Source organism: Chryseobacterium mulctrae, assembly GCF_006175945.1.
Classification (GTDB): domain Bacteria; phylum Bacteroidota; class Bacteroidia; order Flavobacteriales; family Weeksellaceae; genus Chryseobacterium; species Chryseobacterium mulctrae.
Window position 1 is genome coordinate 1 of sequence record NZ_VAJL01000003.1, and the last position, 20556, is coordinate 20556.

At 29.9% G+C, this 20556-nt stretch carries 18 protein-coding genes; 2 read left to right on the forward strand and 16 right to left on the reverse strand.

Annotated features, from left to right (window positions below):
• A partial coding sequence (locus tag FDY99_RS23110; protein ID WP_162304204.1) for a hypothetical protein occupies positions 1 to 288 on the forward strand: 288 nt, incomplete at its 5' end.
• Positions 289 to 301: 13 nt separating this feature from the next.
• Here FDY99_RS23110 and FDY99_RS22565 read toward each other — a convergent pair.
• From FDY99_RS22565 to FDY99_RS22575, 3 genes are all read right to left on the reverse strand, one after another.
• The gene (locus FDY99_RS22565) at positions 302 to 505 is read right to left on the reverse strand and encodes a helix-turn-helix domain-containing protein (protein WP_139423917.1); all 204 of its coding nucleotides are present in this window, start codon (positions 503 to 505) and stop codon (positions 302 to 304) included.
• Between the two features lie 501 nt (positions 506 to 1006).
• The gene (locus FDY99_RS22570) at positions 1007 to 2269 is read right to left on the reverse strand and encodes a hypothetical protein (protein ID WP_139423918.1); all 1263 of its coding nucleotides are present in this window, start codon (positions 2267 to 2269) and stop codon (positions 1007 to 1009) included.
• A gap of 5 nt (positions 2270 to 2274) precedes the next feature.
• Positions 2275 to 3207, reverse strand: a complete 933-nt coding sequence (locus FDY99_RS22575; RefSeq protein WP_228448985.1) for a lytic transglycosylase domain-containing protein — start codon at positions 3205 to 3207, stop codon at positions 2275 to 2277.
• 20 nt (positions 3208 to 3227) lie between these two features.
• On the opposite strand from FDY99_RS22575, the gene FDY99_RS22580 reads away from it, so the two are divergent.
• The gene (locus FDY99_RS22580) at positions 3228 to 3623 is read left to right on the forward strand and encodes a hypothetical protein (protein WP_139423920.1); all 396 of its coding nucleotides are present in this window, start codon (positions 3228 to 3230) and stop codon (positions 3621 to 3623) included.
• On the opposite strand, the gene FDY99_RS22585 is transcribed toward FDY99_RS22580, so the two are convergent.
• From FDY99_RS22585 to FDY99_RS22645, 13 genes are all read right to left on the reverse strand, one after another.
• Positions 3607 to 3987: a hypothetical protein gene (locus FDY99_RS22585; protein WP_139423921.1), complete on the reverse strand. Its 381-nt coding sequence runs from the start codon at positions 3985 to 3987 to the stop codon at positions 3607 to 3609. The two genes, FDY99_RS22580 and FDY99_RS22585, sit on opposite strands and share 17 nt — an antisense overlap.
• Positions 3980 to 4261, reverse strand: a complete 282-nt coding sequence (locus FDY99_RS22590; RefSeq protein WP_139423922.1) for a hypothetical protein — start codon at positions 4259 to 4261, stop codon at positions 3980 to 3982. The genes FDY99_RS22585 and FDY99_RS22590 overlap by 8 nt, the downstream gene beginning before the upstream one ends.
• 79 nt (positions 4262 to 4340) lie before the next feature.
• Positions 4341 to 5315 carry a hypothetical protein gene (locus FDY99_RS22595; protein WP_139423923.1) on the reverse strand — a complete coding sequence of 325 codons (975 nt, stop codon included), beginning with the start codon at positions 5313 to 5315 and terminating at the stop codon, positions 4341 to 4343.
• Between the two features lie 60 nt (positions 5316 to 5375).
• The gene (locus FDY99_RS22600; protein ID WP_139423924.1) at positions 5376 to 5852 is read right to left on the reverse strand and encodes a hypothetical protein; all 477 of its coding nucleotides are present in this window, start codon (positions 5850 to 5852) and stop codon (positions 5376 to 5378) included.
• A gap of 157 nt (positions 5853 to 6009) precedes the next feature.
• Positions 6010 to 7251, reverse strand: coding sequence for a Y-family DNA polymerase (locus FDY99_RS22605; RefSeq protein ID WP_139423925.1), 1242 nt, complete (start codon positions 7249 to 7251; stop codon positions 6010 to 6012).
• Entirely contained in the window at positions 7251 to 7724 is a 474-nt protein-coding gene (locus tag FDY99_RS22610) for a LexA family protein (RefSeq protein WP_139423926.1), read from the reverse strand. Before FDY99_RS22610 ends, FDY99_RS22605 begins: the two co-directional genes overlap by 1 nt.
• A gap of 321 nt (positions 7725 to 8045) precedes the next feature.
• Complete coding sequence (locus FDY99_RS22615; protein ID WP_162304205.1) at positions 8046 to 13610, reverse strand: hypothetical protein; 5565 nt, start codon at positions 13608 to 13610, stop codon at positions 8046 to 8048.
• 10 nt (positions 13611 to 13620) lie between these two features.
• Positions 13621 to 13971: a hypothetical protein gene (locus FDY99_RS22620; RefSeq protein WP_139423928.1), complete on the reverse strand. Its 351-nt coding sequence runs from the start codon at positions 13969 to 13971 to the stop codon at positions 13621 to 13623.
• Between the two features lie 5 nt (positions 13972 to 13976).
• Positions 13977 to 15371 (reverse strand): toprim domain-containing protein, encoded by a 1395-nt coding sequence (locus FDY99_RS22625; protein ID WP_139423929.1) that lies wholly within the window; start codon positions 15369 to 15371, stop codon positions 13977 to 13979.
• Positions 15372 to 15408: 37 nt separating this feature from the next.
• Positions 15409 to 17388 (reverse strand): TraM recognition domain-containing protein, encoded by a 1980-nt coding sequence (locus FDY99_RS22630; RefSeq protein ID WP_139423930.1) that lies wholly within the window; start codon positions 17386 to 17388, stop codon positions 15409 to 15411.
• Between the two features lie 2 nt (positions 17389 to 17390).
• Positions 17391 to 19529, reverse strand: coding sequence for a DNA topoisomerase (locus tag FDY99_RS22635; protein ID WP_139423931.1), 2139 nt, complete (start codon positions 19527 to 19529; stop codon positions 17391 to 17393).
• Between the two features lie 78 nt (positions 19530 to 19607).
• Positions 19608 to 19967 (reverse strand): single-stranded DNA-binding protein, encoded by a 360-nt coding sequence (locus FDY99_RS22640; RefSeq protein ID WP_139423932.1) that lies wholly within the window; start codon positions 19965 to 19967, stop codon positions 19608 to 19610.
• A 24-nt stretch (positions 19968 to 19991) separates the two neighbouring features.
• A complete protein-coding gene (locus FDY99_RS22645) occupies positions 19992 to 20426 on the reverse strand; it encodes a hypothetical protein (RefSeq protein ID WP_139423933.1) in 435 nt (144 codons plus the stop codon).
• Positions 20427 to 20556 lie beyond the last annotated feature (130 nt).

Below are 20556 nucleotides of genomic sequence, written 5' to 3' on the forward strand. Positions count from 1 at the left end.
ATGGTATTAACGAAAATACAGGAAATAGAAATTAAAACTATCGCTCTTAATTTTTTTGAAGGTTTAGGAGAAATACAAACAATTACAGTTAATCAATCTGATATTTTTTTTAATATTAACATATTCCCAAAATCATCATTAGTTTTTGGATTTCATGATATAGAGACATTTACAGAAAAATTGGAAGACAATAATTTTCCATTAAGACATTCTGCAAATTTAATTGTTATTGATTTTAACTTATTAAATCATTGTATAATACTTTCATTAAATTTTTTAGAAGTATAATGTTAAAAAACAATCAACTTTGGAAATCTAATTGATAAAGAATATATCCCAAATGAAACATAGTCTTTGCTCCATATTCTTTGCGCATTACGCTTAGATATTTTTCTACTGTACTCAAGCTATTCGGTTTTATTTCAAGTTTAACCAATTGTTCAGAAATTTCTTTTTGATTCATTCCTTTCTTTAGTAAATTTAAAATTATAGTATTTACTTCCATAAAGTAAAATTAAGAATGTGAGCTTATAAATAATTACGGAATACCGTAGTTTTAATAAATATCTAACTAAAATTATTTATAGGTAGTGAAAATGAGACATAAAATACAAATATTGTGGATAGGTAGTGAAAATGAGAAAAAAGGTAGTGAAAATGAGATTTACAGGTAGTGAAAATGAGACTCTTTTTTTTAAACTTTTCTTTTAATGTCATTTTAATATATAAAAAGGATCGTTATTTTTATTTTTTCTCCTTTATTTTATTAATAAAAAGCACATGAGCCGTTAGGCGAATTCCTTTTTTATAAAAACTATACACTTTCTATAATACTTTTTAGACCCCCGAAATCACCTTTATTCATCGGGCTTTAAGGCACTATCTTGGTAGTGAAAATGAGATTTACAGGTAGTGAAAATGAGACAATAGGTAGTGAAAATGAGACAATCTCTACTTTTCAAGGTAGTGAAAATGAGAAAAGCCCGTATGGGCTTTCTCAATTCTATTATATTCTTGGATATCCATTCGGATAATCTTTGTATCGTTGAGACTTTTTATATTCTTCAAAAATGTAGGTATTCCATTTACTTAAAAACTCGTCCCCTTGATACTCTAGTACAGAAACTTTAATTTCTTTGCTTCTACAAAACCTTTTAAATTCATTGTAAGCGTTTTTTAATGTGTTTTTATCAAGGTTCGAACTTTTAATGACGTCAAGTATGCTTTGTTTTTTTTCCTTGCTTAAACCATGCCTTCTGCTTACATAGTTAGCAAAGTGATTTTCATCTAATTTTTCAAGAGTTTTCGTTTCTAACTGGATATCATTTTTTGCAACAATATTTTTCATTTCATACGGGTATATTAAAATGTTCTCTCCTTTAACCCTATATTGAAAACTTCTTAGTGAGTTTTTATCTAACTTATGTCTTACCTCTCTAAAAAAACCTTTTGCCAAACTGTTTGCATCTGAGTAATTGAGTTCAAAGATATCATTGATATTTTGGTAGTTCCAAGGTTTCCATTGATTTCGTTCAAATCTTTCTAAGTAAAGAGAAAATAAAACATGCCTAGTATTCTTAAGTAATTGTGGTAACTGAAGTAAGGTAGTGTTGTAAACCTTTAAGTTTATCAATTTTTCTAGCCAAAAGACATTCATATCAAAACAGACTATTCCGTTTGTAAATGAAGGTGATTCTATGAAAGATTGTTTATAATCTGTAGTCTTACCATTGGAATTTTTACCAACAACCCAAACAAATAAATTATACTGAAGAAAGTCTATGGCTTCCCGAACTTTTTCTCTTCTACCTTTTACTTTTCCATCAGCTCTTACATTGAATGAGAGATCCTTAATATTAATCACTACTGATACTTTAGCATTTTGCTTTGTTTTGTACTCTTCTTCAAAAAGTTCTAATTGTAATGGCCGAGACTTAGAGTTGAATTGTTTCGACTTTACTAAAGCAATCGTTCTAAACAATAAATTCATTGCCGCAATGGGCATGTCCATTAAACTTACTTTCGTTGAATTATTACCCGTTTTTATTCCTAAAAGAAGATCAATAAATTCGTTAGGCACATCAATTTCATCAGTTCTTACTTCTTTATCAAATATTCTAATAATCGTATTGGGTTTGTCTTCGTCTATTAAAAAAATTTCTTCAGTATCAATGATCCTTATATTTTCAGTCTCATTTTCACTACCTAAATTTTCTTTAGAATTATCAGATAACTTCTTAATCTTGTCAGTCCATTTCTTATTATTCATAATTTTTATTTTGTGTAAATGATTGAATTTGTTGGAATATAATCTGTGATAAACTGTGGATTTGCAAACCTCAAAAAAGCAGTATCGCCATTTATGTTTTTGAAGGTAGTTGGATTAGAATTTGAAATCATCCGGACATCATAAAAATTATATTTAAAGTACATTGGTTTTATACTGTGTAATTTATAATAATTGAAAATATAATTTACAGCTATAAAGCTAGGAACATAAGCCTGTGTTTCTTTAGGAAGGAATTGTCGTACTTTCCAATAACTCTTTGTGCCAGCTTTTCTGATAGCCTTATTGACATTTCCTGCACCACAGTTATAAGCAGATATTGCAAGATTCCAATCTCCCAATTGTCTGTATAAATCTCGCAAATAACGTGCAGCTGCGTCAGAACTTTTCACTGGATCATAGAAACCACTATAATACTTCGTATCATACAATCCATATTCTTTACCTGTTGCTTGCATAAATTGCCAGATTCCTTTTGCTCCTGCCCAGGATCCCGCACGAGGATTTAGTGCACTTTCGACAACTGCTAAATATTTTATTTCTTTAGGTAATCCGTACTTTTCCAACGCAGCTTCAAAAAGAGGAAAATAGTAAGAAGACAATCCTATAATTCTATGATACCATCTATAGGATAAGTATTTTTTAACATAGGAATAGGTAACATCATTGTAATCAATATTTAATCTTGTGTTAGCATCGAGTAGATAAAACCGTTCCTTATAAGTGTCCAGAGATAAGGTATTTTCATAGCTTTCTCCGGTGTTATTATCATATTTTTCAAGTGACTTAACCCAATTTTCATCCACCTTTAAAAATACTTCATTACCTTCTTGGTAAACTCTAGATTTATCTTGTGAGTTAAAGAATAAAGGGGTAAAAGAAAAGAAAATTAAGAGTTTTTTTACATTAAAATTCTTCATATTTTCATACATTTGTTTTTATGAGCGAGTTATTAAACGACATAGTATTTAAGAGACTAATCTTTCTTAGGAAAGAACTAAACTTTACGCAAAGTGAATTCGTTGATAATTTTAATAATTTCATCAAAATAAATAATATTAAACTTACTAATAAAAGTAATAATCCATTAAAAGCGGATAACTACAGTAATATTGAAAGAAGACTAACTTCTCAGACTGAAACTTTTATACATTTTGTAAAATATTACCAAGTAGAACATGACATTAATCCTGCTTGGCTCTTTACTGAAGACAATACCTTAGTTTCAAAATATATGACAAAAGATTTAGAAGCTGGCCGTTATAATGTATTAAAAGAAAAATTATCAAAACTTAAAGAATTCGTTGATAAAATGCAGCTTACTCTGAAGGAGTAGCAATTGCTCTTTCTTTTATCGTATAATTTCCCTGGTTAATAAGTGTTGTTTTACCATCCTGATGATAAATAACCAACTGGTCTTTTTTCTTAATGTATTTATACTTGACATTTACATAGTTAATAATCTGTCCATTATTATTTAGTTCAATATCATAACTTTTCAAATTCCCTCGAATTAATGATAAAAAGAAAATTATAGCAAAGGTTACTAAAAGTAGATATAAGGGTAAGTTTAAAGACAGCATAATCCAATTAGAAATTAAAATAAGTAGCATAACTACAATTAAGTGATTAGCTGTGCTTATTGAACTATATTTTTCTAAATAAGATTTAATTTTGGGTAGTACTTGATTTTTATTCATTATGTTTTGTTTTAAATATTAAAAGTTTTTTTGCTTCAAGTTGTAAATCATCGGAAGCTTCTTTTAAAAATTCATTTTTATTTTTACTTATAAAATCCTGAAGCGCTTCTGATATGATGTCAGTTCTTGTATATGCAAGTTTGTCGTATCCTTGCTCATGCTTATATTGTACAAAAAGAGACATAAATTGAATTTGATTTTCGTACACTTTAAAAAGCACAGGTTTTTTAAGATTAGAGTTTTTAGATCCTCTCTTATATTTTTTCTCATTCATAACTTATTTTTCTATTACTAAAGGATTATTAATCATTTTTATATACCAGAATTATTTGGATCATCGTGAGCTGACCCCATTAAGAACAACTAAGAAAACTACTATGCAATAATTCTGTTCTTTCTTTGGAAATAAATTCATAAAAACAATTCTTAAATAATGTCAGATTAATATTTTCCATTTCTGCTATTTTAGATATCTGATAGCATTTCTTAAATGTTTCTAATGTTTCTTTTATATTCATTTCTTCATTCAAACAAAATTCTTTTATATCGTCATAAAGAAGTTTATTCATTTGAAAATTCAGATCCTTTTGAATAAATTCAAAAATAGTGTCGTAATCTTTATTAGTTGTTTTAGAAAGGCATTTAATTTTTTTATAAGGAAATTTATTATTTCCAATATCCGTTTTATAGGTACAGCCCTCTAAAAAATTTTGAGTAGCATTCAGCCCTGAAAAAATAATTTTAATACCCAAATTTTTATATAAATGATAAAAATAATTAATATTATTATTTTTTATTTTTTTTAATGTATTAAATTCATCTACAGTCGTTTCTGAATCCCAAAGATCATCAGATGTTCTCTCAATTTTAATCCCATAATGTACTAAATCAATAGACCCCATCTTAAAAAGATAATCTGAATTTTCAACTATCAAATTTTTGCAATCTAAATTTTTAAGAAGATTATATATTTTATTGGTATCATTATAAGTTTGAGGAGTAGCAAAACATTCTTTTCCAATTTTAGCGTCAATTGTGCTTGTATCTAAAACAATCCTATCAAGGGTTATTTTTACGCATGGATTTTTAACTTGACTATCCTTTCCTATATAAGCTGGAAATTTTTGATTATAACAAGTTGCAATATATGTTCTAAAGCTTTCTTCCATACCGTACAAAAGGACAAAACTGTTTGTAGTATCAATTGTTTTGAAAATCCTTTTAATTTGTGAAGTTTGTAATATTGGTTTCGCAGGAATAGAACTATTAAAAGCATCTTCCCATTCCTCTTCCTGATTATTCCAATCATTTAGATTATTATTTTTCATAATATTTTGTATTTGGTTGAATTTAGTATTTTATAAAAATTTGGTTAACATAACTTATAATTATAGGGAAAAATCTTTTAACATCCTTGCAATATTTTTTTGCATTGTTTCCGGATCTGGTCTGATAGAAATAGGATTTTGGAAATAATAATCAGATATATTCTGCAATAGTAAATTTTGATCTGCAGTATTAAAAATAAGAGATCTTTTATTGTTGATAAACAGAAGGGAAATACCTGTTAATTTTCCTCTTTCCTTTATTGTAAAAACCGATAATTTCAGATCAGGAATCACATGATGGTAAACCAAAAAATATTTATTATTTAAGCACAACCCATCGGCAACAGTTTTGTCGATAAATGAATCTGATAAATTATTCAGTGAATTCTCAAGTTCATTTAATATTGGATTAGATAAAGGATCACTTTCAAGGTCTGTTTTCTTAAGAAAGAAATGAAGATTATTCATTGCGTCTCTTTCTATGAAATATTCTTCGCCAAGAATATGATAAGTTTTAAGGAATTTAATATCAGACATTTTTTATTTGCAGACTTTATCCACCTGCTCCGGTGTAAATGATTTGATTGGACTTTAACTATTTTATAATGACAAATATATAAAAAATAATTAGGTATATATATATACTTAACTTTATTTCTATAATTTTCCGAAAGATGTTGAAATGTTAATCAAATTAATATGCTCTCAAAGTTAAAATTTCATTAGCTGTTAAATATTCCTGTTTCATGATCCAAGTCTTAACAAGGTTCATTCCTGCAAGTTTTACCTTAGGAACACCAAGCTTTTTATTGATGCTATCTACTGCATCCATTACAGGTTTATGTTTCGGAAACAGATCATCATCATATAGGCTAATTATTCTCTCATTTTCCGGAACAAAGGTGCTTAGTATTACTCCTGCCTTTTTATATTGAAATCCTTTTTTATATACTCTATTTAAAGCGATTTTAGCATATTTAGCAATCTCTATTGATGAATTGTAAGGGTTAGGTAAAGTAATGGTAAAACTGTTACTGTATTGAGGCTGATCAGGTCTGAAAAAGTTTGTTGTTAAATATACAGTTACATGACGGCAACAGCTTTTTTGATTTCTCAATTTGCGGGAGCATTCTGCCGAAAATGTTACAACCCTCTCCTGTATAAAATCAAAATCATCTGTACCTGTGTCAAATGTTCTAGTTGTCGCTATTTGCTTATTGGGCTCACTGAAAGAAATATCATATTGTCTAATACCCAATAATTCATTTTTCATCCGGATTCCGTAAATACCCATTTCCTTTTTTATAAAAGCATCCGGTAGATTAACAAAATCAATCGCTTTTTTTACACCATAATTTAAGAATCGCTTTTCATATTTTCTTCCAATGCCCCAAACATCGCCAATGGGAAACCATTTCAAAGCTTTCTCTATTTTTTCCTGTGAATCAATTGTGTAGACGTGGCCAAGATCAGCAGAGTATTTTTTTACTATTTTGTTGGCTACTTTTGAGAGCGTTTTTGTTGGGGCGATTCCCACAGATGTGGCAAGATCAAGACCTGTGAAAATTTTGTTTCTCATTTCTAGCATTTTATTTTCAAAATCTGAGTGACCATCACCAAAAATAAAACTTTCATCCACGGAATATGATTCTGTTTGATCGCAGTATCTGTTTATAATAGATTTCATTCGGTTACTGAGTTCACCGTAAAGTTGAAAGTTACCAGAACAGATTATTAAGCCATGAGATTTTACAAAGTGTAGTATTTTAAACTTAGGTTCACTCATTTGTATGCCAAGTTCTTTTGCTTCCTTACTTCTGGCCACGACACAACCATCATTATTCGAGAGAACAACTAAGGGTTTTCCCCTGTATTTTACATTGTAAAATCCTTCGGCACTTGCATAAAAGTTGTTGGCATCGACTAAAGCTATCATTATCTATATTTTCTTACTATCCCAATAATTACACCCCATAAAATGAATTCTGAATCTTCATTTATATCAAAGTCCGGATAATCTATGTTTGCTGTTTTAAACTTTATAGATTCTAAACGGTTATTATCTCCATATTTAGGCTTAAATCTCTTAATATAGGGTTCACCATCAATATATACAGCAACAAGATCAAGATCATTTGGCTGAATCCCTTTTTCAATTATCGCCCAGTCTTTATCAAAAACACCAATGTCATTGAGGCAATCTCCCTCTATTCGTGCTGGAAATGAAACGTCAATATCTTTTATCAAAAATTTAAATAGATCCATTTCCGGAAAATCTTCAGCTGGGCTTGAAAAACTTTGGTATCCACCCGCTTTTAATGGTTCATTAAAAGGCCGTAATATAATCGGATCAGTACAGGCAATACTGAATATTTCTAATTTTCCGCTATGTTTTGTAGGGCTTTTCATAATGCAAAATTAGGTGTTTTTGAGAAGGCAATTTTATGATTAAGATTTATTTTTTTTCAATATAACAGAATTAATACGACAGATCTTGACGTATAAAATAATTTTAACATATTATTCTGCGAAGTGTTATCCTGGCTAAATAGATATCCGGATCCGGAAAGAGTTCCGGCAGCAGCTGGCCAACATCACCGGGTGTGATCAGGATCCGGAACCGGTGCCCTGGGAAGATCGCCTGCAGACAAAAATTAATAGTTAAAAAATATTTTAAGACGATATTCAAAAGCAGAAGGCATACACGATTGTATGCCTTCCTTCTCTATATTACAAATTTTGTTTATTTCTAATTTTCTTGCTCTGCCGTTCAACCTCTATACTTTGTTTAAGATCTACTATCTGTTTTGTTACCTTTTCAATTTCGCTATCTCCATCAAATTTTTTGTAATCATTTTTTAGACTTGAAAAATAGTGAAGCTTTTCTTTCGATCCAGTAATATCAATTTCTACATTTTCAATTAATCTGGGTATTCTCTTTGATATTTCATTATAAATAATAGTAGCAGCTTCTATTGGATCCTTCGGTATTACATCCATCCTTTTTTGGATTTTAAGTGAGTTAAAATCATTGTCTAACATAATTTTAAGATGTCCTTTTTTAATTTCACTAAAAGAAATATTAGTTAAAGTCATATTAAGATTAAACGCTCCTATTTTGCATAGAGGAATTTTGTAAGCTACACTTCCAGAAATTACAGTTCTGTATGGTTCCAAATTTCTTAAATTGTTAGTGTCAACAATATTAAGCACTGCTTCATATTTTTTACGAAGCTCTGTACCAATCAATTTGAGATCTTGTACCCCCGATATTTCATCATTCCCATTAAAAAGGCGTATTTCTGGATGATTTTTAAAAGTTTCAGTATTCATATCTTCAAAAGTCTTTTGAAAATTGCTATAAACTTCCTTATAAAGACTTAATTGAGTAGATTCTTTCTCAAGAATCTCATTATAATAATTAAAGTTTCTGTTAAGTTTTATACCTTCATTTTCAATAGCTTCTTTATTGTTATATAGGTTTTCTAATTTCTTCTCAAGCTTAGCAATCTCTAACATTTGAGGGTTGTCTAGGATGTAGGCTTTCATCAACGAATAATTTGTTCCATTACCATCACCATCGATTTCACCTTCATCTAAAATACGTGGTGAATTAGCTCCAATTTTTTTAAATACACTTAGAAATTTTTCTTTTGTTTCATTTGCCTGTGAACGAAAAGCATCAAGAGATTTTTTAGCAAGATATTTATAGTTAAAAACAGTGTTGTCAAAATCCTTAGCTATCTCATTTCCCTGTCTTTTCATTCTTCCTTTTCTTTGCTCCGTTTTACTTGGAGTCCAGGGAATATCTAGATCATGCTCAGCAATACATTTTTTCTGTACATTCATACCTGTTCCTAAAGTCTCAGTAGAGCCAATTGCTATTCTAAACTCACCGGAATTTAATTTATCTTGAAACTCTTTTCTGAGCGCTTTGTCTTTTTTCGTTCCTGAAGCAGCTCTCCAGTCATGAGCAAATTGAATTTCATTTCTAGGTATACCGTATTTTTCAACAAGTATATTTCTAAGTCCATCGTAAACATTAAATTGATCACCATTTCTGGTATTAGGAATTCCAATGTCACAAAAAACCAATTGAACCCCCTTTAGATCATTTGTAAGGTTATATACTTCGAAAATCTTTTCGGCACACAGGTGCAGCTTTCCTTGTCCTGGTTCAATAAAATAATCATCATTTATTAGTCGTGGATCAATTCCGTTTTTTTGAGATAGATTGGATACAATTAGTGAACTTGCTTGTTTCTGTCTGTCATCAAAAGTTTTCTGAATTATACTCTCAAACTCTAAAGCAGATTCAGGATTACCATCTATAAAATCTACTAGTAAATCATTGAATCTTTCCTGCTGAGTGTTAGCTTCAATAATTACCATTTCTGTTTTCACATCCGGAGTTTCTATTGTGAAATTACTATCATTAACAACATGAGCCATTTCTAAATAAAGGGATTTAAGCTCAGGAACATTCACAATATATCTAAATCGTTCTTTTTCTTTTATGGCATTTCCGACAGACAATTCTTGTTGAGCTTCCTTTACAAAGAAATTTTTTGCAAACCTATCGAATGTATTAATATTCAATTGTTTCAATCTTTCTGGTTTAATCCAATTCATTAGATTATAAATTTCGGCCATTGAATTAGAAATGAAAGTACCCGAAAGAACAGTAACACCACTATCTTTAAGATTATATTTTTTCCTAAGCGATCTTGTTAACATTGCATAGTGTTTTGCTCGTTCAGAAGACTGTGTACTTAGCCCGGCAACACCACTATGTATTGTAGTAAAAGGCATATTCTTAAACTTATGAGCTTCATCTATCATAAGATGATCTACGCCTAAGGAATTGAAATCATAGATAGTATTATCTTTATTAGTATTAAGCTTATCAAACATTTTGTCAAGTTTGGCCTCTTCAGATTCCAACTGCTTTTCCAATCTTTTTAAATCTCCGACATTCACACCCTCATCTTTCAACTGCTTTTTATAATAAATATTATCTCTTAAATCGTCAAGGATTTCTTCAGTATATTCAATTTGAATTTCTAATGGAATTGGAATTTTTGCAATTTCTTCATGAGTCATTATAACACAATCCCAATCATTGTTAGCAATTAATGAATATTTCTGTTTCCGTTTTTCTTCAGAGGACAACTTTGTATTTTCATCTAGTTCCGATGTATCAAAAAATATTTTCGATTCCGGATAATGAAATTTAAACTCTTTATAGATTTGTTCAGCTGTTGCTCTTGTAACCGCTAACATCGGTTTCTTTTTTAACCCCGCTTCTCTCATCTTCATTGTAGCACTGAACATTACTAATGATTTTCCGGCTCCAACTTTATGATCTACCACTCCGCCATCGTTTTGAAGAATCATTGATACAGAATCTTTTTGATGTTGATGAGCATCATCTACCCCATTAATATCAGAAAAATCCAAATAAGAACCATTAAATATTTTTGGAACATTTGTGCAAAATGTATTGTTATAAGCCTGTAATATTTCCTTATGGTCTTCAGGGCTTAAACCGTTGAGAAAAGACTTCCATTCTTTTTTTAAAAGTTTTGATTTAAGCTCAGCATCTTTATTGGCTTTAATATCTTTAACATAAAACTCTTTATCTCCGGCTGTTATTTTAGTAGTAAAATTGAAAGATTTATCATTAATAATATCTTTTAATATCTCCCCTCCGGAGATTGTGCGGTTGGCAGCATCTACTGATATTGAATTTAATCCATAAGTTTCCTTAAAAGATTTTTTAGTGATTAGAAATCCATTGAGTTTTGTAAATTCAAAAAAGTCTTCAGATCCATAATCAAATTTATTCTGTAGAAACTTCTCCAGGTATTTTTTATCAAGCCATTCTGCATTGATATTTATTGTCAGATCTTCAAAATTTACAATACTGATATCGTGCTGTTTTAAAATAGAAAGATCTTCCCGAAGTTTAGAATCTGGCATATAATCAAATGACTTTTCATTTTGAATAACATGCTCTAAAATTTTTATTTTCTCCGGAAGATTACCCGAAAGGAATTCTTCTCTAGTAGAAAATTTGTATCTGACTGAATCATCTTTAATATAATAATCATTAAAGATCTTCTCCTTTTCAACTAAATATCTGGCAATACCTACTTTTTTTTCTTCATCTTCAATGTTAAGAAGCTGACAGATATATTGTATTTTAACCTGGCCATTGTATTTCTGAAGAGATTTTATTAAAGCCTGTTCCGGAGTTCTTACTTCTTTATCATTCTCAGTAAAATATTGCTCATTTGTGATTAGGTCAGAAGCAATGAATTTTCCAAGCTTATTTTTAATCTCTAATCCAGCGAATTCTAAAGCATACATATCATCCTTAAAGAACAGTAAAGACTCATTTATGCTTCCAAATGCTTTAGTATAATCATTATACCCACTAATCAAATGATGATGTCTTTCTACTAAATCGGTAGAACCTTTTTTAAGGGAATCCTGAAATAACAAAAAGTCATTCTTTAGAAGTAGCAACTGTTTGTCTTTTTGAGCAATATTTAATAAAGGAGTAGAAGAATATGAATTTCCTTCTTTTCTATCAAGTATGAAGACATTATTTTGATAAACTATGTAAGCCCCTGAGTAATGGAAAATATTTTCTTTCTCCAACTCAATATTAGATAGAATTTGTGACTTAATTTCCTGCTCCTGGGGAATTTCTAAAGCCTTATCTATAACAGAATTAGTGAGAGTTTCAAACTGTTGAATTTCGCTTTCAAAATCAAAAAGAGATAGTTGTACTCCGGCAGCAGGATTTTGTTTTTTATATTGGTTTTTTGAACTCTTCTTCTTTTCTATATCCTTTACAATATTCTCAATTTCATTGATGCTGATAGGCTCCAATATTGTTGCATTTGTGAAAGAATAGTTATCTTCTCTTTTAAAATTCTCTAAATAATTTTTAACTCTATATTGGTCAGAATTTGAAACAGAAATATTTTGGAGATCATTGATATCAGGTGTTTTTAATAAATCTACAGTTTGTTGTATATGATCTTCAAATTCAGGTCTCTTGATTGCTTTTGAGAAAACATTAAATCTCTTGTCAGGATCTTTTAATGTTGAGGACAATGTATAGCCATTGTGCATAAAATTAGTTTGCAATTCTCCCACCAATATTTTATCCTGTCTTTGGTAAACGAAAGAATTTATATTATACTCCTGGTCTTTATTTTTATTTGGGTTATTTACTTCAGTAATAAAGAGACTATCTGCTTTTAAGCTAATAGAATGAATCACTTGATTAAGAACCTTTGTTTCTAAACTTGTGATTAAACTTTTTCTGTGCGTATGAATATAATCTGTCTGCACCTCAGTGCCTAGAAATGTTTCTTTAGGAAGACGGACAATATTTTTAACGCTATTATTATTTTGAAAAAATAAAGCTCTGTCTATTTCGTTTCCAGGAGAATCAAGAAAATTACTACTCGTAATAAATCCGATATCTCCATCATTTTTTAAAAGTGCAGATGATTTTAAAAAAAAATAACTGTGGATATTCGGAACTTTCTGAAGTTGAAAATTTGACTGAATCAGTTCGTCTAATATTTTTGTACTACCGAAGGGAATATTACTTGTTATAATATCAAATTTACGATCAGTCAAAATTTGAAAGTTTTCAAATTTACTGTTATGTGCAGAATAAGTAATATTTTCTGAATCTAAAATTTCATTTTTTATACTACTTAAAATTCTAAATGAAATTGTTTCCGGTTCTATTGCATATATTCTGAATGCAGCACCCTCATTGATAAGACCTTCCTCTTTTAGAATTCTTATATTGTCAACAATACTTTTCACAAAAACTCCTGTCCCGGCACTTGGTTCTAATATCATGAAAGGTGCATTATTGCTGCTTTCATTTATTGAATCTAATTTTTGTGAAAGTAAACTTTTAGTGATCTGATCTACATAATCTTTATCGGTAAAATAAGCATACAATGCACTCCTTGCTATCTTCTGAAAAACAGATTTAAGATGATCATTTGATATTCCTGCAGTATTAAGATCGTTAATAAGAATTCTTATTTCATCATAGTACTTTTTAGTAGTTTTGCTGTCAAACTTTTCTGAAAGAATATCATTTATAGGCATAGTAAAATAAGGAAAATTGCCAAACCCGGTAAACAGATTTGACAACTCACTATACTTTAGATCTTTTTCTGAATTTAAAGCAATTAGTTTTAATGCTTCTATATTATTTTTGAACCTCTGAAAATCGCTCAAATTTTTTATCATGATATTGGTATTAATTTGCAAATTGTTCTCTAATAAACTCAAACCCTCTTTGTAATTCAAGCTCAGGAAGATTCTGAATACTAACATCAGAATGTTCTAACAACTCTTTACTATACTCAACAATATGTAAAAAAGCATCAGTTAAGATTTGGTCTTCTTGTCCAAGAATTTTTATTCTTCTTACATATTCACTTTCTAATTCTGGTAAATCCTGAAGTAATTCTTCATTTAGATATCTTTGTAGATACTTGTAATAAGGTAATCTCTTTCTGTTTGGAATAATACTATTAATTACCGTTTCATTTTGAGCATAAATAGAGTTTATCAGTACTCCATCTATGCTAATTAAATTTTCATTCATATTAATTAAATTTTTAAACTTTTCTTCTTGGGAATATCATTTTCAATCTTGTTATTTTTAATCAATTTCAGATCGTCATTCCAATCTTTAGAAATAGACTTTTGAATAGATATTTTCTTATTTAATCCAGGGAAAATTTGCAGTGATAAATTATTAAACGATTCCAAATATTCTTTAGTATTTGGTACTATAAATTCAAGTTCAGATTTAGAGTTCCTCTTAACATAAGATATTACCATTTCTTGATTAATAATCTCTATTGCCATATTTCTTGGTAATACATCAGAAAGAAAATTTACTGTTTTCTTATCAATTTCTTTAAATTTTGAAGCAATTTTTTCAGCCTTTGCAAAGCTTTCTTTGTCATGTAAACTTAGTGATATAGATAAAAAATCGGTATCCTTATAATTAATTTTTATTTCTGGTATGAGTGAGGATATAATTATCGTATCAAAAAAAGATCCTCTTTTATCATTATCCGTTGCTAAAGTAATTTTTTCAAATGCCCTGAGTTCAAAATATTGTTTTAATTTAAAAGCTTTATTCTCACCAATCTCACCATTTGTGCTAATATACTCAGCATTTTGAGGTTTATTTACTTCAAAGTGTGCCATTGCATCCCAGAGCGATTCAGTTACAAATAAATTTCTTCCTCCTTGTTTAGTATTTACCTGGAGATTAATTTTATCAATTTCGACTGTATTTGAAAAACCAAAACCAACATCATTTTGTGTTCCACTAACAAAGCGTTTTGAATTGAAATTATCATAATCTGGATTTGTATTTATTTTTTGAACCCCTACAACTTTTCCAGATGTATCTTTAATTTCAAAAGCTAAAGTGAAAAAAGGATCTTTTTCATCTTTAAAACTTTTAACAATATTTTGAAATAATGGATGATTTAAAGTTTCTATCGAAATTTGACGATAATTTGTAACATAGTCTTTTTGGTTCTGGTGGATAGGATAAAATTTGCCCTTTAAAATAAATTCATCTGATAATTCCCTCGTAAACATTTTATTCCTAAAATCTTCATTTAATTTTTGCTTTTCATATACAGTAGTTAAATTTTGTTTAATAGTTTCTAAATTACTTTTATAAGCAATAAGTTCTCTGTTAACACCCTCCCAAACTTTTGATTCATGTTGTACTACAAAATTTTTAATAAAATGTATTAAATTTCCTGGGGTTCCAGAACCGCGGACAAAATAATTTTGTCTTCCGTCTTTTCCTTTTCCAAACTGAAATTTATTAGTTCTTAATTTTGGATCTAGATTATCAACAAAAGCATCTCGACTTTTATCATAAAAAAAATTAGGAAATTTATATACAAAGAAATCCATAAGATTAATTTCATTCATTGCTTGATCCCAATTGATCATAAGTGGTTTATCGTTCATAACAAAGTAGTTTTAGTGGTGTGTTTTCTATTCGTATTTATGATTCTGTCAAAGTACGTTCTAAAAGTTGATCTATATCGGATTTTACCTGATTAAAATTATCCAATAAAACTTGATTTATATCTTTATCAGAAAGAGGCTGATTTTGAGCATCTAGAAAAATAGTTAAGTCTGGCAGTTCTCCACTCTCTAATTTTTTAGTTTTAACAGGATCTACATGTATTGTAGAATAAAAGAATTTTTGATCAATCTTCTCTGTAAAATTATCTGCAATTTTTCCACAGAATACACCCTGAGACAATGTACTGATCTCTGATTCCGGAATAAGTTCTTCCATCTGTTCTGAATAAGATATCGATGTTCCACTGTCAGAGATTGACTGAGATTCTTTCTTCACTTTAATTTTACCAAACATCCTGGCTAATCTTTGTGCGGTTTCACCAGAAACCTGCCCAGCAAAAATATTACCCATTGTATTTACAATTGATTCTGCATTTTCTTTAGAAAAGTCCCTTACAGCCTGTGTTATATCCTGAAATCCTAGCCAAGTCGCTATCTCATTACTTCTCCCTGTCGCTATTATATTATCGAGTGTTCCTTTAGGAAATGACATAGTTGTCAACTCATCTAATACTAAGGCTGTTTTATTTTGATGCTTTTTATTAATTACCTTCATTATTTTAGTTGTAAACAATGAGATACAAACACTGTATATTTTTTCTCTTTCAGGGTTGTTGCCAATGCAAAGAATTTTTGGTCTTTTCGGATCATTAATTTTCAAATTAATCCCATCAATTTCATTACCTTCTTCATCTTTGTCTGTTGTCATAACCCAGTAAACAATTGGTGATGTCATTCTGGATAGTCCTAAACGAGCAGAAGCAATTTGTCCTTCAAGCTGATCAGTAGCTTGATTTTGATAAGCAGATATAAATGGTGCAGCCATGTTAGAAATTGTACCATCTTCGATAGAGGAAAGAAATTCAAACTGCTTTTCATAAGATCTTGATAATAGTTCAATCAAGTGTGGCAAAGAACAAAACTTTCCATCCTCAGTACAGCGAAGCGCCCAAATTAAACAGGCCACATAGTTGATTGGTGATTCTACGAAAAAATCCCCTTGCTTAGAATTCCAGGATCTGTTAAGTGCAATCATAAGAACCTGGGCAGCTTCAACTGCATCTACAGAATCTATTAGTAATTCTGGCTGTAGAGGATTACATCGATGAGATTTACGTGGGTCGTCAAAATTAATAACACAGAATTCCGGTTCTACTTTATAGTTCTTCTTATAAAGTTCTAAGCAATTATATGTGAATACAGATAATGTCGGAAATTTATAATCATAAACACACATTGCAAATCCTTTTTCAATATGCTGTTCGATTGCTGGCTGTAATATGGCAAAGGATTTTCCGGAACCGGGAGTTCCAATTACAAGAGTTGCTCTGAAAGGATTTACAACATTAATCCATCCATCATCTGTTTTTAAATTAACAGAAAACTCATTTTCCATCAACTCTTGTGTCTGTTGGAATTTTCTTCCTTCTTTGCCAAATCTATCTTTACCAAATGAAGAATTTATTGTTGTCATAATCTCTCCAAAGTAATAGATCATAAGGAAATACGTTACAAGGCTTATGATAGTATAAAATGAAAATATACCGGCATTCATCCCGACATGGTATAGCATGTATGAAAATATAAATACAATACAGCATATAGCTGCTTTTAAAATTAGTGATTGAATATTTACATTATCTTTCAGTCTTTTCTTTGGTTTTCCACCAAATACAGAAAATAAAACCAAAATTACAATAAACAATCTCACTAAATAATACCTCCCACCACTATAAAATCCCATATTTAAGATTCTATTTGAAAAAGGAGTAAAGAAGTCAAAACCCAACTTTGTAAGGGAAACATTTCCAAGAGTTACTATATCTATCCCAAGTAATAACATGGATAGTAAGAAAAATAACCCAGTATATACTTCTAAATTTTTATCCTGTGCCATAATTAATTATTCTTGCTTTTAAATTTGCTGTTACCTACACCTGGGTTAGACTGCTTTTGTTGAGTCTCAATCTGATTTGTTTCTCTATTAAAGATCAGATCAATGGTATAAGATTTATTATCTTTTGTTTTACACTTCGCATTTGGAGATTTCCCCTTTGTTAAAAGTTCTGCCAATCGTTTCTCTGTAATATTTTGTCCTCTAAAATTCTTATAGAGTTTGTACTGACAACCCTGATCATCTTCACAATGATAATAAAATTTATTCTGTAGTAATTTTGATTTCTTACATTTAGGACAAGAATGAGTTGTCTCATTAGGATTAAATGCCAGTTTAGGACTATTCTTTATCTGATTTGTAATTTCATAGGCAAACTTTTTGATATTTTCTTTAAAACTATTTACATTCCCTTTTCCATTCTCAATATCAGTAATTGCACTCTCCCACTCTCCAGTTAATTCTGCCGATAATATTTTCTGGCCATTTAAAGATTTTATCACCTCAAATCCTAGCTTTGTTGGAAGAAGAGTTTTGCCTTTTCTCTCAATGTATTCTCCATCAACAAGTTCTTTTATTATTCCTCCCCTGGTTGCTGAAGTTCCTATTCCCTTTCCTTTTAAAGCTTCCTTCAGTTCCTCATCTTCAATATCCTTTCCACAAGTTTCCATCAATGTGATCAAAGATGCATCATTTAATAAGGGCGGAGCAGTAGTTTGTGATTCTGTAATTGTAGCATTTTTGATTTTATAGGTGCCTTCCTGTAATTCTGGTAATTGTCTCTCCTGTTCCTCCTCCTCATTATCATTATCATCAGTATTTTTTGTTCCTTTCTTTTCTAGGAACAAATCTTTAAAAACTGTAAATCCTTTATTAACAACAACAGATCCTTTAGCTAAAAACGGAATTTCTATACCATTTATAAAGAAAGTATAAGTGGTTACGTTCTTTACTTCTTTTGTCGAAAATGCCTGAAGGAAAGAAGATAGTATAGTAAGATATACATTCTTTTTCTTTTCATCCAGCTGGGCTAGTATCGGCATATTTATAGTAGGAATTATTGCGTGGTGATCGGTAACCTTTTCGTTATTAAAAGGTTTTAAATTTTTATTAAGCAACAGAGGAACTGTTAGATCCTGGCAATTGAAAAAACCTCCAATATCTTCAATCAATTTAAAAACTTCATCCTTCATCTCATCATTTAGATATCTACTATCTGTTCTTGGATATGTTACATTCCCAGCTTCATAAAGAACCTGAAGATAATTTAAAGTCTCATCAGCTGTATACCCAAAGTCTCTGTTACATTTCTTCTGCAATTCCGCTAAATTGAATAAAGCCGGTGCAGCTGAAGATTTTTCTTTTTTATCAATATCACGTAATGTAATGTCGTTTACACTTAATATCTTATCTAGTAATTTTTTAGCTTCAGAAGGATCAAAATATTTATCCTGATAATTTGCTGTAACCTCTCCATGCTCAGAATTAATAGTCACTTTAGGAATGAAAAATTTCTGGGATTTAAAACCCTTATTTTCTAAAAATCTTTTAACAACTAAAAATAATGTAGGAGTTTTTACACGTCCTATTCTAAGCAAAAAACCATTATTTTTAGTCATTGCAATACTAGAGTTAAACCCCAAATACCAATCGGCCATCTGACGTAGCTTACCTCCTAAATATAAACCGTCTTTCTCTTTACCATCAATTAGATTTTTAAATCCATTTTTAATGACATCAGAATTTACAGAAGATATCCATAATCTTTTGAAAGGTTTGCTGCATTTTGCATGTTCATAAATTAATCTAAAAATTAATTCTCCTTCCCTACCAGCATCAGTTGCACATATAATCTCAGTGCTGTCATTGAACAGTTTTTTGATAATCTCATACTGTTTTTTCGCAGTTCCTTCAGAATCTTTTTTTACCTTTAATGGTATATCCTGTGGTAAAAAAGGTAGATCATCATTTTCAATTTTTCTTCCAAGAACTTCTTCCGGAGAACACAACATTACTAGATGACCAAAAGCCCAGGTAACCTGAAATCCATTTCCTTCAAAATAACCATTTTTCCTTTCTCTCGCTCCTATTGTTTCAGCTATTGATTTTGCAACGCTCGGTTTTTCTGCTAATACTACTTTCATAACTTGCTTTTATTTATTATTAAATTCCATATAAAATGATAATAAAGCATTGCTGCTTTATTATCATTAAAATAATTATTAAATGCCCTCAGTGGATTCTGGCTCTTCTGGAGCACTTGATTCGTCCTTAGGGTAAGACTTATGAAGAACAAGCTGATCCACATATTCAGTAGTAGTATATTGGATTCCTTTATCATTTTCATACGAAGTGGTATCACAATAATTACAGTGAACGGTAACTCCCTCTCCCTTTTTCAGTCTGTTTAAAATCTCAGGATTTTCTTTAGACTGGATCCAATAAACACATCTTTTGTATTCTGGATTTTTTTTATTTGGAAAATTAATTGCCACCGTAAAGTTTATAGGTGATCTCTCTTTTTCTAATTGGCTATACGTTGCATCTGCAACTAAATGTCCGGTGAATGTTAATGTGTACATAGTAATATTTTTATTGGGTTTTATTTATATTTTTGGTCCTTTATTTTGAGTAATATCATCATTTTTACTAAAATCAATTCTACCATCAATCTTGTATGATTTTATTGCTTCCTTATTTACCAATTCATTCAATTCATTTTTATTTATGAATTTGTCAGCTATAAAAGTGTTAAGATCTTTATCATAATGCACTTTTACCGTAAAAGGTTTCTCTTCTTTACTAATTCCGTCCACTATAATAGCCCTACCATCCGCAGCATCTTTAATTTGATTTTCATTAAGAACTGTTCCAAATGCCATAGTTGGCATATTATCTTGCTTATTTTTCCAATAAGGTTTTAGGGTAAGTTTATTTTCCTTAGAAGAGTATTCTGGCCTCATTTTAAAAAAATACTCTGTTTTTTGTCCTTCTTTATCTGATACACCTTTAAAAACTGTGTTGGTAAGCTCACCTCTCATTAAACGAGTAATATCACCTTTATTAAGATCAGAGAAATTAATTCCGGCAGGCTTTACTTTAAATAAAAATTTTATTTCTGATCTGTCATACTTTTGTCCAGGAAAGAATTGATAAATTTCATCTTTATGA